Below are 14,853 nucleotides of genomic sequence, written 5' to 3' on the forward strand. Positions count from 1 at the left end.
CCTCTGTTTGTGTCTTAACCGCTGAATTGACGACATCATCATGGCAGAACCACGCTTTATACACCTGCGCATCCACAGTGACTTTTCCATGGTCGACGGCCTGAGTAAGGTCCCACCTCTGGTCAAGAAAGTGGCAGAGCTGGGCATGCCCGCAATGGCCCTGACAGATTTCACTAACCTGTGCGGCCTGGTGAAATTCTATTTCGCAGCCCATGGCGCGGGAGTCAAGCCTATTATCGGTGCGGATTTTAAAGTACGCAGCGATGAGAATGGCGATGAGCTGTCTGATCTGACGGTTCTGGCGGCAGACAATGACGGTTATAAAAACCTGACATTACTGATATCCCGCGCCTATCAACGCGGGCATGTCCAGCATATGCCTGTCATTGACCGGGACTGGCTGGTAGAGCAGAAGCAGGGCTTGATCCTGTTGTCTGGTGGCAAAACCGGTGATGTCGGGCAAGCCTTGCTCAAAGGCAATCAGGTGACGGTAGATCGCTGTGTGGCCTTTTATCAGCAACACTTTCCCGGCAGTTATTATCTGGAGCTGGTCCGTACCGGCCGGCCGGATGAAGAAGCGTACCTGCACTTTGCCATTGAACTGGCCGCGCAAGCAGACTTGCCTGTGGTGGCAACCAATGATGTGCGCTTTATCAGTCCGGATCAGTTCGATGCTCATGAAATCCGCGTCTGTATCCATGATGGCTATACCCTGGTCGATCCCCGCCGTCCCAAACATTACAGTGCTCAGCAATATCTGCGCAGTGAAGAGGAAATGTGCGAGCTGTTCGCCGACATTCCGGAAGCACTGGAAAACTCAGTAGAAATTGCCAAGCGCTGTAACGTGACGGTCCGGCTAGGGGAGTATTTCCTGCCAAACTTTCCGACCGGTGATATGACGACGGAAGATTTCCTGGTTCTGAAATCGAAGGAAGGTTTGGAGCGACGTCTGGAATTCTTATTTCCGGATGAAGAAGTGCGCAAAACCCGCCGCCCTGAATACGACGAGCGTCTGGACATTGAACTGGAAGTGATCAACCAGATGGGATTTCCCGGTTATTTCCTGATCGTCATGGAGTTTATCCAGTGGTCGAAGGAAAACGGTGTACCTGTCGGCCCGGGACGGGGTTCAGGTGCAGGATCCCTGGTCGCTTATGCGCTGGATATCACGGATCTCGATCCGCTGGCGTTTGATCTGCTGTTCGAACGTTTCCTGAACCCGGAACGGGTATCCATGCCTGATTTTGATATCGATTTCTGTATGGATAAGCGGGATCAGGTGATCGATCACGTGGCCGAAATGTACGGCCGGGATGCGGTATCCCAGATTATTACCTTTGGTACTATGGCGGCTAAAGCCGTGATTCGGGATGTGGGCAGGGTACTGGGCCACCCTTATGGTTTTGTCGATCGCATTTCCAAGATGATTCCGGCCGAGCCGGGCATGACACTGGCCAAAGCCTTTGAAGCCGAGCCGCAGCTGGGCGAAGTGTACGAAGCCGATGAAGAAGTCAAAGATCTGATCGATATGTGCCGGGTTCTGGAAGGGGTCACCCGAAACGCCGGTAAACACGCCGGTGGGGTGGTCATATCGCCGACGACCATCACAGATTTCGCCCCGCTGTATTGTGACGCAGAAGGCAATCATCCGGTCACGCAGTTTGATAAGAACGATGTCGAAACAGCGGGACTGGTGAAGTTCGACTTCCTGGGCTTGCGTACGCTGACCATTATTGACTGGGCACTGGGCATGATTAACCCGCGCCTGGAAGCGCAGGGCAAACCGCCGGTGAATATTGCGGCGATCCCAATGGCGGATCAGAAATCGTTCGCTATGCTGCAGCGCTCAGAATCCACCGCTGTGTTTCAGCTTGAATCGCGCGGCATGAAAGATCTGATCAAGCGGCTGCAGCCAGACTGTTTTGAAGACATGATCGCACTGGTGGCTCTGTTCCGTCCGGGCCCGCTGCAATCAGGCATGGTAGATAACTTCATCGACCGTAAGCATGGTCGTGAAGAGATCTCGTATCCCGATGCCACTTATCAGCATGAATCGCTGAAAGAGATTCTGGAACCGACCTACGGCATTATCCTGTATCAGGAACAGGTCATGCAGATTGCCCAGGTGCTGGCCGGTTACAGCCTGGGCGGTGCGGACTTGCTGCGCCGTGCTATGGGTAAGAAAAAACCGGAAGAAATGGCCAAGCAGCGAGCCACGTTTGAAAGCGGCGCCGTGAATAACGGGGTCGACGGCGAACTGGCGATGAAGATCTTCGACCTGGTAGAGAAATTCGCCGGTTACGGCTTCAACAAATCGCACTCAGCCGCCTATGCGCTGGTGTCCTACCAGACGCTGTGGCTCAAGGCGCATTATCCGGCTGAGTTCATGGCTGCGGTCATGACCGCCGACATGGATAATACCGATAAAGTGGTCGGTCTGGTGGAAGAGTGCCAGCGCATGAACCTGCAGATGCTGCCGCCGGATGTTAACAAAGGGCTTTACCGTTTCACCGTTGATGATGAAGGCGCCATTGTCTATGGTATTGGCGCGATTAAAGGGGTCGGTGAAGGCCCGATCGAAAATATTATTGCGGCACGGGAAAAAGGCGGTCACTTTAAGGACTTATTTGATTTCTGTGCCAGAATAGACACCAAGAAGGTCAACAAACGCGTTCTGGAGCGTTTGATCAAAGCCGGTGCGATGGATCGTCTCGGGCCCAACCGTGCGGCGATGATGGCCACACTGGACGACGCGCTGAAAGCCGCTGGCCAGCACCATCAGGCCGAGGCATTCGGTCAGGCTGATATGTTCGGCGTGCTGACTGCGGCGCCGGAAGAAGTAGAAAAAGCCTACGCCAATATTCCGGAATGGCCAGAGAAAATCTGGCTGGAAGGAGAGCGGGACACGCTCGGCTTGTATCTGACCGGTCATCCGATCAACAGTTATGTGCGCGAGCTCAAGCACTATGTGACCTGGCGCCTGAAAGACGCCCACCCGACAGGGCGTGATAAGGTAGTGACGATTGCCGGTTTGGTCATTGCTGCCCGGGTTATGACAACCAAGCGCGGCACCCGGATTGGGGTACTGACCTTAGATGACAGGTCTGGGCGCATGGAAGTCATGTTGTTTTCCGATGCTTTGGATCGATATCTCGATCTGATTGAAAAAGACCGGATTTTGGTCGTTTCCGGACAGGTCAGCTTTGATGATTTCAATGGGGGCCTTAAAATGTCGGCACGTGAAGTCCTTGATATTTCTGACGCTAGAGAAAAGCACCTGCGGGGTCTTGCTATCTCGCTGACTGAAGGGCAGATTGATCACACATTTTTTGAGCGTTTCAGCAAAGCGCTGGAGCCGCATCGGGCAGGCACTGTCCCGGTGAATATTTATTATCAGCGTTCGAATGCACGCGCTAAACTTACCCTTGGCACAGAGTGGCGGATAACGCCAAGTGATGATTTAATCACTGATCTCAAAGTGTTACTGGGCGAGCAGCAAGTCGAATTTGAGTTTAATTAATGAGTCCGGCACCTGTCAGACAGGTTGCTAACAATGGACAAAGGATTACAAGTGGTATGAGCCTGAACTTCCTTGATTTTGAACAACCTATTGCCGAGCTAGAAGCCAAAATTGAAGCACTGCGCGATGTCTCGCACCGTGATAAATCGGCCTCGGTTGATCTGGACAAAGAAATTGCACAGCTTGAACAAAAAAGCCTGGAACTGACCAAAAAGATTTTTGGCGATCTGGGCGCCTGGCAGGTCGCACAGCTGGCCCGTCACCCGCAGCGTCCGTATACGCTGGATTATATCGAGCATATCTTTACTGAATTCGATCCGTTGGCCGGTGATCGTGCATTTGCCGATGACAAAGCCCTGATCGGCGGTATCGCCCGTCTGGATGGTCGTCCGGTGATGGTGATTGGCCATCAGAAAGGCCGCGAGACCCGTGAGAAAGTATTGCGTAACTTCGGTATGCCTAAACCGGAAGGCTACCGTAAAGCATTGCGCCTGATGAAAATGGCTGAGCGTTTCCGCATGCCAATCATTACGTTTATTGATACCGCAGGCGCGTACCCAGGTGTCGGTGCCGAAGAGCGCGGTCAGTCTGAAGCCATTGCCATGAACCTGAAAGTTATGGCCGGTCTGAGCGTGCCTGTGATCTGTAATGTGGTCGGTGAAGGCGGTTCGGGCGGTGCACTGGCGATCGGTGTCGGTGATTGCGTGAACATGCTGCAATACTCGACTTATTCCGTGATCTCCCCGGAAGGGTGTGCGTCGATTCTGTGGCGTGATTCTGATAAAGCCCCTCAGGCTGCAGAAGCGATGGGTATGACGGCCAATCGTCTGAAAGAGCTGGGTCTGATTGATAACATCATTGAAGAGCCTCTTGGCGGTGCGCACCGTGACGTGCCTGTCATGGCTTCGCGGATCAAACAGCAACTGCTCAATACACTGAACGATCTGGAAGGTCTGGATGATGACAGCCTGCGCGAGCGTCGTTATCAGCGTTTGCTGAGTTACGGCTACTGCTGATAACCAGTTCCGGATACGGTTCAACGGGTCGCCACTGGCGGCCCGTTTTGCTATCTGCTGCGCGCCTTTGGTATACACGGGCTCAAAGCGGTACTAACACCTGACATAGCACTGAGATAAGATAGCGCTATTGCCACAGACCACAGAGCAGAATTACTGACATTTATGCTGTTGACTCATTTCTCTGACACCCTCTTGCGCCTTTGCCCGCAGCCATCCCAGCTGGTTCTTGCGCTCAGCGGCGGACTTGATTCCCGTGTTTTAATGCATCTTCTGAGTCGGTTTCTACAAAAGCATCCGCATTATCAGGCGCTTGCTGTGCATGTGCATCACGGCTTAAGCCCGAATGCGGATCGCTGGTTAGCGCAGTGCGCAGCCTGGGCGGAGAGCGATGCGGTAGCCTTTCACTGCGAGCGCGTCAGTGTGCCGTCGGGAAGCCGTATCAGTCTGGAACAAGCTGCGAGAGAAGCTCGCTATGGTGCACTGGCGGGCTATGTTCAGTCTCAGCAGTACCTCCTGACCGCGCAACATGCCGACGATCAGCTGGAAACGGTTTTGCTGGCGTTAAAGCGCGGCAGCGGCCCTGCCGGTCTGGCGGCCATGCCGGAGATAAAGCCCTTTGCCAATGGCTCACACATCCGCCCTTTGCTGGATGTCAGCCGTGCCGAGCTGCACGCCTATGCCAATGCGCATCAGTTGGACTGGGTGGACGATGAGAGCAATCAGGACAGGCGCTTTGACCGCAATTTTTTGCGGCTGGATATTGTGCCGGCTCTGACATCACGCTGGCCGGGATTACGGCAGGCTGCAGCACGAAGTGCCACCTTGTGTGGCGAACAGCAGTCATTGCTGGAATCCTTGCTGGCCGACAAACTTCACCAGATGAGTGCGCCAGACGGCAGCATCGATCTGAGCACAGTGACGGACGAGACACTGGGCAGAGCGCTGGTGCGTCTCTGGCTGCAGCACCAGAACCTGCCTGTTCCTTCCAAAGCGCAGCTGGAACAAATCTGGCTGGCGGTCTGTCAGGCCCGGGAAGATGCGAACCCACGCGTGTCGTTGCACGGATATGACATACGCCGCTTTCAGTCTCGTCTGTATGCGGTCCGGCCCCGGCAGGATGTGACAGAATGGCGCCGGGAGATCACCCCGGATACCCCTTGCCCGCTACCGGCTTCGCTGGGGGTGATCACACTCAGCAGTCTGTCTGGCGGACATCTGCGCAGCCCTGAGCCGGATGAGCGGGTGTGGGTCGCTTTTGATCCCAGCGGCTTGCAGGTAAAACCATTGGGGCGTGCAGGTCGCCGCAAGCTGAAGAAGCTGTTTCAGGAGTATGGGGTGCCCAGCTGGCGTCGGCGTCAGACCCCCTTGCTGTTTTATGGCGATAAACTGGCCGCGGTGGCGGGCTTATTTGTGGTCGAAGGCTTTGAAGGCAATGAATGCGAGTTCGTCTGGAAGTGTGATCACCTACACTGACACCGGGGTCAGGAATGTAGATAGTCAGGCAGTGTTTGAATGTCGATATAAGTAAAATAATGAGGATCTTATGAAAAAAGCAATGACGCTGACACTGGCTGCAACACTATTTTCACTGCCTGTTATGGCTGCTGGTGATGCAGAAGCCGGCAAGGGAAAGGCCGCTATTTGTGCCGCTTGCCATGGGGCTGACGGTAAGGCGGTGATTCCGGGTTATCCCAACCTGGGAGGCCAGAATGAGCAGTATCTGGTGAATGCCCTCAAAGCCTATAAGAGTAAAGAACGCAATGGTGGCAATGCCATGTTGATGCAGCCGCAGGCTGCAATGCTGAGTGATACCGATATTGATAATCTGGCGGCTTACTTCTCGCAAATGAAGTAATAGCCACCGTATCCGCCCGGCCCGGCCGGGCGGATAAATTCCCTTTCTTTCTCCTCGAGATTAAACAATCTTCTTGTTGCTGCAATCTTGACCAGTTGGATTCGCTGGCATTGATAAAACTCTCCAATAAATATATTGTACTAGTTCACTGATACGTTAGGATTGGAAAGCATGGCAGGAACACGCGAACATTTTGGCTCACGGATGGGATTCATTCTTGCGGCTGCAGGCGCAGCGGTGGGCTTGGGTAACATCTGGGGATTTCCCACTCAAGCGGCCAGTAATGGCGGCGGCGCTTTCCTGCTGGTCTATCTTTTGATGATTCTGGTGGTGGCTTTCCCTATGCTGATCGTTGAAATGGCGATTGGTCGTTATGGTCAGGCGAACCCGGTAGACAGTATGCGCAGCCTGAGCGATAACCCGACGGCCAAGCGTGCGGGTGCGCTGGTGGGCTGGATTGGCTTGATGGTGCCTTGTCTGGTGCTGGCGTTCTACAGCATAGTCGCCGGCTGGCTGGTGACTTTTTTGCTGGCGGCTGTGACCGATATTCTGGGGATGGCTGATGTCACCGCCTGGCTGAAAGGTTTTTCTGTTTCCCGTAACCTGTTTGGTGCGGCTATCTTCTACTTGTTGACCATTTTGATCGTACAAAGCGGGGTGAAGCAGGGGATTGAAAAATGGTCAACCCGTCTGATGCCGGCACTGTTTGTGCTATTCCTGCTGATGTTTGTCTACATCATGACCCAGGATGGCGCAATGGACGGTCTGAAGCATTACCTGATCCCTGATTTCAGTAAGGTACTGGAACCTAAGCTGCTGCTGGCAGCAATGGGCCAGGGCTTTTTCTCCCTGACGATCGGCGGTTGCTCCATGCTGATTTACGGCTCTTACCTGAGCAAGAAAGAGAGTCTGCCCAAAATGGCACTGAGCGTGACCCTGGTGGATACGGCGGTGGCCTTTATCGCTGGTCTGGTGGTGTTGCCGGCGATGTTTGTGGCCATGCAGAAAGGGGTGGCGATATACGCTGATGACGGTTCGTTGCTGGGGTCGGATACCCTGGTCTTTACTGTACTGCCGCTGTTGTTTGACAGCCTGGGCTTTGCCGGTCAGCTGATTGCACTGGTGTTTTTTGTCTTAATGACCATTGCGGCGCTGACCTCTTCGATTTCAATGCTGGAGTGCCCGGTGGCTTTGGTCAGTGAACGTTTTGAAACGGACCGTAAAGCGACAAGCTGGGTTCTGGGCGGGGTGATTGCGGTATTCAGTGCGGTGATTATCTTTAACTTCGGTCAGCTGTTTGGCCTGGTGGCGACCATAGCCACCCAGTATTTCCAGCCTGTTGCGGCCTTGCTGTTCACTGTGTTTGGTGGCTGGGTATGGTCTCGTCACCGTAAACTGCAAGAGCTGAGCGCTGGCAGCCCGGAACTGGAGAAGTCGCTGTTCTGGAAAATCTGGCCTGTGTATCTGAAGTTTGTCTGCCCTGTGCTGGTCATCGCGGTCCTGGTGTCTTCTTTCAGTTAACTCTGCTGCTTGAGAACATCATGTACCATACAAAAACGGAAAGCCTGGCTTTCCGTTTTTTTGTGGGGGACTTAGCGAAATTGTCTGGCGTCGGGCAAATAGTCAAACCCGGCGGCAGCCAGCCTGGCAATCAGTTTATCTTTGTCAATCTCGTAATAACGGGCCAGAGCGTCCAGATCGCCAAACTCATCGCGTAGCTTCATATTGACGATACTCATCAGCATGACAGGATCCATGGTGGCGAATGTTTTCAGATTCATTGCGCGTCCTCGTGATCACTGATCAATAAATTCGCAGCGGCAAAAGCAGCTTGCTCCCGGATGGCCTGCGGCACCTCAGCGCTGGCGGCAACGTTATTTAAGGCACGTACGGCACAGGCAATCGCGGCAGGGATATAGCCCTGATCTCCGCTGCCAATCTGGCTGTAACTCTGACGGACAAGCTCGCAGCAGTCAGCGACTTTCATAGTGTCTCCTGAATATGGTCACGAAAGATGAGTCAGAGCTTACCGCTAACGGTTATTGAAATCGAGCGAAGCGGGCTATTTCGAGCGCTTGTGCTGGTAGAGCTGGCGATCGGCCCGCTCTAATAAACTGACCGGCGTATCGCCGCGGCGGTAAGGGGTGGCGCCAATCGAGGTACCTATATCCAGGCTGCGCAGGGTATGGTCCTGATCGATCCGCGTCATCACGCGGTGAATGACCTTGCGGGCAGACTGCTCCGAGGCCGGTTGCAGCAACAGGACAAATTCGTCTCCGCCCATGCGGTAACATCGGTCGGAGGTGCGGACTGATTGCTTCAGGATCGATGAAAAACGGCGGATCACGTTATCGCCATCCAGATGACCATATTTATCGTTGACCTGCTTGAAGTTATCCAGATCAAACAATAAAAGCACCAGGCCAACCTGGCGGCGCTCACTCATGGCGATGGCATGCAGTATGTCCTGATCCAGACAACTGCGGTTACGCAGGCCGGACAGATGATCCCGCATCGCCATTTCTTTGATCCGGCGATACTCTATGGCACTGAATAACGGCCCGGCCAGGAGCCTGTGGTAGGTATGAAGCAGGTTAATTTCATCCTGATCCAGCGCATAAGGTGTGTCGTACTGGATCTCCCCCAGAGAATGATCAGCATAGCGCAGGGCAAAACACTGGCGACTGTCTGTACCTTGCCCGTGGCGTATCAGGGTGGTGGTGGTTTCATGGCGCCAAAGCATGCGACTGATATCAATCTGTTTCTCAACTTCAAGCGCAAAGACTTCCAGCAGCACAGACAGCTCAGGCTTGCCCTGCATTTTTTGCAGGATAAGCAAGCGCTGATCCGCACCCAGCGGCTTGGCGCGGGTTCGGCTGGTATCGGTTTGCTTTTTGTGCCAGATAATTGGATCCATGACTGATATCATTGATAAGCAAGGGTTTTAATATATGAGATTTTGGAACCAGATCAATAGAAAATGGAATGAAATGAAAATCTCCCATTGTTTTTATTCTAAAAACGAACGTAGCTCACTTTCTCTCTCCTGGGCGTCTAAATAACCGAGGTTAATCAGTGCGTGTATGTAATTGGGCTCAAAAAGGATATAGCTGGTCAGGGCGGCATCGTCCTTGGGACTGATCCCCAATAAGCGCATCAGAGAGCGGGCGGCCAGCGGCATATGGTGATAGAAAGCCTGGGCCAGAGGCTCAAACGACTGACTCGGGTACAAATGCAGGGTATCAACCGATTTGACCGCCATTTTACGCCTTTCATCGTCCGGCAGCTTGCTGAGCAACGTATTGGTGTATTCCAGGTGTTCCAGCTCAGCGGCCATGGTATCACTGAAAATGGTATCCATCAGATGGCCTGTTAACATACCCACGCCAGGGGCCTGAGTGGGATCTTGCGGCCGCAACCTTTGATTGATCAGATCGATGATCAGTATCTTGTCTGCGCCCATTTTCATCGAAGGACGCAATGGCGTCAGCTGGTTAATTGATCCGTCGCCATAATATGCCTGTCCAATCCGGCTGGCCGGGAATACAAAAGGGATGGCCGATGAGGCCAGCAGGTGCTCTGTGGTAAGCAGTGAGCGACGTCCTTTGGATTTCGAAGAAGTCCAGGGCGTAATACTCTGCTGGCCCTGAAAAAAGCTGACGGTTTTGCCGCTTTTATAGCTTGAGGCCGTAATAGAAATGCCGTGCAGATTGCCCGCCAGGATCTGCTGTTCCAGCCGGCCGTAATTATTGACCTGGTTCAGCAACAGACGCAGTGGCCGATTGTCCAGTAACCCGAATGGCGGCCTGGGGTGATGTCCTGCCCGCAGCCTTGCCAGCAGCTGATGTGATAAATGCTGGGTGATGCCCCAACTGCTGGAACGGAACACCCGTCTGCTGTGCAGGCGCGCCCAGATCCACTCCAGCTTTTTCACCCCTAAGCGAAAACAGGATGCATAACAGGCAATCGCAGTGGCGTTAATGGCACCGGCAGAGGTACCACTGTAGATGGCAAAGGGGCTGTGGTGGTTACGAGGGTACCACTCAGAAATCGCTTTCAGCACGCCAACCTGGTAGGCCGCTCTGGCACCACCGCCGGAAAGCAAGAGACTGATTTTTGGCTTTTCCTTGCCCATGCAAAACGTTCCACTCAAGATACTAAACAGATGCGACAGACACTGGTGGCGTCTAGTCTAGTGATAATACTCAGTTTATTTGTAATTTAAACTGAGTATCTGTGGCACAGACACAAAAAAGCCTCCGGACGGAGGCTTTTTTAAATATCACGGATCAATCAGCAAAGGCTTAAGCCAGCTTTTGCTTGATGAAGTCTGCAATGCTGTCGGCGGCCACAGGCTCTTTCGTACCTGTGCGGCGGTCTTTGTATTCCACTTCACCGTTTTTCAGGCTGCGATCGCCGATCACCACAGTATGTGGCACACCGATCAGTTCCATATCGGCAAACATGACACCAGGACGCTCTTTACGATCGTCAAACAGTACCTCGATACCGGCAGCCGTCAGATCCGCATACAGGGCTTCAGCTGCCTGCTGAACTTCTTCTGATTTGTGCATGTTCATCGGCACAATGGCTACCTGGAACGGCGCAATGGCATCTGGCCAGATAATACCGTTCTCATCGTTGTTCTGTTCGATTGCCGCTGCGACCACACGGGTACAGCCAATACCGTAGCAACCCATTTCCATCACGGCTTGCTTGCCGTTGGCATCCAGCACAGTGGCGTTCATGGATGAAGAGTAGTTCGTCCCCAGCTGGAAGATATGACCCACTTCGATACCGCGCTTGAGCAAGATAGTCCCTTGACCGCATGGGCTTGGGTCACCCTCAACCACATTGCGCAGATCTTCTACGCGGCCCAGTTCCACGTCACGGCCCCAGTTGATGCCAAAGTAGTGTTGACCATCAATGTTGGCACCGGCACCGAAGTCGCTCATCACGGCAACGCTGCGGTCAACAATGAAGGTGGCAGGCAGATTGACAGGTCCCAGTGAGCCCGGACCAGCATTCACAACGGCACGGATTTCTTCTTCTGTCGCAAACTCCAGCGGTTTGGCAACGCAATCCAGGTTTTCCGCTTTTACTTCATTGAGTTCGTGATCGCCACGTACGATCAGGGCGATTAATTCCGCTTCTGATTCTTCAGAGGCTTTCACGAACAGCGTTTTCACGGTTTTCTCAATCGGCAGGCCAAATTGCTCAACCAGCTCAGCGATGGTTTTCGCATTCGGCGTATCCACCAACGTCATCTCTTCCGTTGGCGCGGCGCGCTCGGTGGTTGGCGCCAGCGCTTCGGCTTTCTCAATGTTGGCGGCGTATTCCGATTCAGTAGAGAAGGCAATCAGATCTTCGCCACTTTCGGCCAGAACGTGGAACTCGTGCGAGCCACTGCCGCCGATAGAACCTGTATCTGCCAGCACGGCACGGAAATCCAGACCCATGCGACTGAAGACGTTGCTGTACGCACGATACATGTCGTTGTATGTGTCTTGCAGGCTGTCTTTATCCAAATGGAAGGAGTAGGCATCCTTCATGATGAATTCGCGCGAGCGCATCACACCGAAACGGGGACGAACTTCATCACGGAACTTGGTCTGGATCTGGTACAGATTCAGTGGCAACTGCTTGTAGGATTTCACCTCATTCCGCACGATGTCAGTGATGACTTCTTCGTGCGTCGGGCCCAGTACAAACGGTCGGTCATGGCGGTCAGCAATTCGCAGCAGCTCAGGACCGAATTTGTCCCAGCGGCCGGTTTCCTGCCACAGTTCAGACGGCTGAACCACAGGCATCAGTGTTTCGACTGCACCGGCATTGTTCATTTCTTCGCGAACAATGGTTTCGACCTTACGCAGGACACGCAGACCTGTAGGCAGCCAGGTGTACAAACCTGAGGCCAGCTTACGGATCATACCTGCACGTAGCATCAGCTGGTGGCTGATGACTTCTGCGTCGTTTGGAGTCTCCTTCAGGGTAGAAAGAAGATATTTACTGGTACGCATTGATGGTATCCGTTGGTAATTATGAGGATTAATATTGAGAGCAGTATATTAGCAGCGTATCCGCCTTTCGCCAAAGGGAACCCGATGCTTATTGGCTGTCCGGTGACCTCAGTCACCGGAAAACAGGGTAAGTATAGCCTGTCAGGTCTGATTACCCGGGGCGACTATTTCTTCGACCAGGACTTTATCGCCTTCAAACCGGAACCGTACGTTGTAATCAAACAATAAGACGCCATAGCGTTTGTCATCCGTTTTCCCTTTCTTGTAGGCCGGGCGGGGATCCTGCGCCAACACTTCTTCAATCACGGCCTGTTGATAGGCTGCGTCTTCACCATCAAGCTGAGCTAGTGCGGCGGGGGCAAACTCGACGGGGAGCAGCTCAGGTGTCTCTGCTGCAAAGCCGCCGCTGGCATCCGGCAGATTGTCGGAATAGGGAATATAGGGTTTGATGTCAATGACAGGGGTGCCGTCAACCAAATCCACACCGGCCAGATCTAACATCACCTGGCCTTTTTCCTGCCGTACGCCGATCAGCTGGATTGCAGACATCCCTATGCCGTTAGGACGAAAAGTGGCCCGGCTGGCAAAGACGCCGATGCGGTCATTACCGCCCAGCCTGGGGGTCTCACGGTAGGTCGCCAGCCCGCAGACAGGTTCTGATCAAATAAAAACAGCAGCCACAGATGGCTGAACTGCTCTATGCCTCTGACGGCTTCCGGCGTGTTCGCATCGCCGCAAAGCACCAGGGTTGCTCTGGCACTGGGCACCAGACCGGGCTGGCGGGGAACGGCGAATTTCTCTTTATAAGGGGAATGGATGATACCAATCGGTTCAATCTGAAAAGTCATCTTCTCTGTCATTGGTGCATTTCGCTGCAGATTATATCCGCCAGACCTTAGCACATCTCAAGATGGCGGTGCTGAAAATCTTGTTGTAGAAAAAGAGCACTAAGTGTTATGTTATATTATAACAATTGATCATGAGGAAAGATGATGAAACCAAGTATCCATCCCGAATACCGTAAAGTGGTATTTCACGACACCAGCGTAGATAAATATTTCATTGTTGGTTCGACACTGAAGACAGACAAAACCATCACCTGGGAAGACGGCAAAGAGTACCCGTATTTTTTGCTGGATGTTTCTTCAGAGTCTCACCCGTTTTATACCGGTAAGCAGCGGGTGATTAAGACTGAAGGCCGGATGGCCAACTTTAATCGTCGTTTTGCGGCATTTAGCAAGTAAGGAAGAAAAATGAAAGTATTAAGTTCACTCAAAAGCGCCAAACAGCGTCACCGGGATTGTCAGGTGGTGAAACGCCGTGGCCGCATTTATGTGATTTGTAAATCCAATCCACGTTTTAAAGCTGTCCAAGGCACAGTTCACAAGAAGAAGTAAAGGACCGGGCTGTCTGGCCGGTTCATTGTTCCCCATCCAGAACAACAAAAGCCCCTTTGCAGGGGCTTTTGAACTTGTATCGGCAAGGTGTGGTGAGGCGATGGCTTACCAGCCTTTGACGATGCCGCCTTTGAAGATTTCCATTGCAGCATCGTTGACGGCGTCTGACTGGTATGCCTTGATAAACGTCTGCACGTTTTCGGCATTCACGTTGTCTTCACGGGCAACAATCAGGTTCACATAAGGCGATTCTTTACCTTCCACAAAGATACCGTCGTGATCCGGAGACAGGTCGATCGTGCTGGCGTAGGTATTGTTAATAATGGCCAGTTTGACGTCATCCAGAGAGCGCGGCAGTTGTGGCGCTTCCAGTTCAACGATCTCCAGGTTCTTTGGATTTTCAACGATATCCAGCACAGTGGCTGTCAGGCCAGCGCCGTCTTTCAGTTTGATCAGACCTTGTTGTTGCAGCAGCAGCAGTGAGCGGCCCAGGTTGGTTGGATCGTTTGGTACTGCGATCTGATCGCCGTCTTGCAGCTCATCGATCGAAGCGATTTTGCTTGAGTAGGCGGCAATCGGGTAAACAAAGGTGTTCCCGGCAATCGCGAACTTGTAGCCACGGTCTTTCATTTGCTGATCCAGATAAGGCTTATGCTGGAAAGCGTTCACGTCGATAGAGCCTTCTTCCAGCGCCGCGTTCGGCGACACATAGTCGGTGAAAGTGATCAGCTCAACGTCCAGGCCATACTTGTCTTTGGCTTCTTTGGCGGCGACTTCAGCCACCTGTGCTTCAGCACCGGCCATCACACCCACTTTGATTTTGCTGTTGTCAGCAGCAGCGGTGGATTCTTGTTTCTCGCCACAGCCAGTCAGTGCCAGCGCTGAGGCCAGACCCGCAACTGCAAAGAAATGTTTAATATTCAGAGCCATTGTACTTCTCCTATTGTTCAGGGAATCCCTGTACTTTGTTGTCGTTGTATTTCTGTAAATTATCGGTTTCGCCGGCCAGCCATGTCCGGCGGATGTGAGTTTTCTGTTGTGT

13 protein-coding genes and 1 pseudogene are annotated in these 14,853 nt (G+C 53.0%); 7 read left to right on the top strand and 7 right to left on the bottom strand.

Features of this window, described 5'->3' with window-relative positions:
• Positions 1-40 precede the first annotated feature (40 nt).
• The 5 genes from dnaE (at position 41) to P4S53_RS12595 (ending at position 7,915) form a co-directional block, all read left to right on the top strand.
• Positions 41-3,520, top strand: a complete 3,480-nt coding sequence (gene dnaE, locus P4S53_RS12575; RefSeq protein WP_337112929.1) for a DNA polymerase III subunit alpha — start codon at positions 41-43, stop codon at positions 3,518-3,520.
• A gap of 56 nt (positions 3,521-3,576) precedes the next feature.
• On the top strand, positions 3,577-4,536 hold the full coding sequence (gene accA / locus P4S53_RS12580) for an acetyl-CoA carboxylase carboxyl transferase subunit alpha (RefSeq protein ID WP_192017586.1): 960 nt from the start codon (positions 3,577-3,579) through the stop codon (positions 4,534-4,536).
• Positions 4,537-4,701: 165 nt separating this feature from the next.
• Entirely contained in the window at positions 4,702-6,012 is a 1,311-nt protein-coding gene (tilS, locus tag P4S53_RS12585) for a tRNA lysidine(34) synthetase TilS (RefSeq protein ID WP_337112930.1), read from the top strand.
• Positions 6,013-6,082: 70 nt separating this feature from the next.
• On the top strand, positions 6,083-6,394 hold the full coding sequence (locus P4S53_RS12590; RefSeq protein ID WP_337112931.1) for a c-type cytochrome: 312 nt from the start codon (positions 6,083-6,085) through the stop codon (positions 6,392-6,394).
• Positions 6,395-6,565: 171 nt separating this feature from the next.
• On the top strand, positions 6,566-7,915 hold the full coding sequence (locus P4S53_RS12595; RefSeq protein WP_337112932.1) for a sodium-dependent transporter: 1,350 nt from the start codon (positions 6,566-6,568) through the stop codon (positions 7,913-7,915).
• Positions 7,916-7,986: 71 nt separating this feature from the next.
• Here P4S53_RS12595 and P4S53_RS12600 read toward each other — a convergent pair whose 3' ends face one another.
• The 6 genes and pseudogenes from P4S53_RS12600 to tsaA all read right to left on the bottom strand — a co-directional run bounded on the left by P4S53_RS12600 (position 7,987) and on the right by tsaA (position 13,262).
• Positions 7,987-8,175, bottom strand: coding sequence for a DUF4250 domain-containing protein (locus tag P4S53_RS12600; RefSeq protein ID WP_337112933.1), 189 nt, complete (start codon positions 8,173-8,175; stop codon positions 7,987-7,989).
• Complete coding sequence (locus tag P4S53_RS12605; RefSeq protein ID WP_337112934.1) at positions 8,172-8,381, bottom strand: YaeP family protein; 210 nt, start codon at positions 8,379-8,381, stop codon at positions 8,172-8,174. The genes P4S53_RS12600 and P4S53_RS12605 overlap by 4 nt, the downstream gene beginning before the upstream one ends.
• A gap of 75 nt (positions 8,382-8,456) precedes the next feature.
• Positions 8,457-9,311 (bottom strand): GGDEF domain-containing protein, encoded by an 855-nt coding sequence (locus P4S53_RS12610; protein WP_337112935.1) that lies wholly within the window; start codon positions 9,309-9,311, stop codon positions 8,457-8,459.
• A 93-nt stretch (positions 9,312-9,404) separates the two neighbouring features.
• Positions 9,405-10,529: a patatin-like phospholipase family protein gene (locus tag P4S53_RS12615; RefSeq protein WP_337112936.1), complete on the bottom strand. Its 1,125-nt coding sequence runs from the start codon at positions 10,527-10,529 to the stop codon at positions 9,405-9,407.
• Positions 10,530-10,698: 169 nt separating this feature from the next.
• The gene (locus tag P4S53_RS12620) at positions 10,699-12,414 is read right to left on the bottom strand and encodes a proline--tRNA ligase (protein ID WP_337112938.1); all 1,716 of its coding nucleotides are present in this window, start codon (positions 12,412-12,414) and stop codon (positions 10,699-10,701) included.
• A gap of 141 nt (positions 12,415-12,555) precedes the next feature.
• Positions 12,556-13,262 (bottom strand): annotated as a pseudogene (gene tsaA, locus P4S53_RS12625) (tRNA (N6-threonylcarbamoyladenosine(37)-N6)-methyltransferase TrmO).
• Between the two features lie 144 nt (positions 13,263-13,406).
• On the opposite strand from tsaA, the gene P4S53_RS12630 reads away from it, so the two are divergent.
• Both P4S53_RS12630 and ykgO read left to right on the top strand, forming a co-directional pair.
• Positions 13,407-13,658: a type B 50S ribosomal protein L31 gene (locus tag P4S53_RS12630; protein WP_337112939.1), complete on the top strand. Its 252-nt coding sequence runs from the start codon at positions 13,407-13,409 to the stop codon at positions 13,656-13,658.
• A gap of 9 nt (positions 13,659-13,667) precedes the next feature.
• Positions 13,668-13,811, top strand: a complete 144-nt coding sequence (gene ykgO, locus P4S53_RS12635; RefSeq protein WP_337112940.1) for a type B 50S ribosomal protein L36 — start codon at positions 13,668-13,670, stop codon at positions 13,809-13,811.
• 105 nt (positions 13,812-13,916) lie between these two features.
• On the opposite strand, the gene P4S53_RS12640 is transcribed toward ykgO, so the two are convergent.
• Positions 13,917-14,741: a MetQ/NlpA family lipoprotein gene (locus P4S53_RS12640; RefSeq protein ID WP_337112941.1), complete on the bottom strand. Its 825-nt coding sequence runs from the start codon at positions 14,739-14,741 to the stop codon at positions 13,917-13,919.
• Positions 14,742-14,853 lie beyond the last annotated feature (112 nt).

The sequence above is a fragment of the Photobacterium sp. Hal280 genome, from assembly GCF_037162255.1.
Taxonomy (GTDB): domain Bacteria; phylum Pseudomonadota; class Gammaproteobacteria; order Enterobacterales; family Vibrionaceae; genus Photobacterium.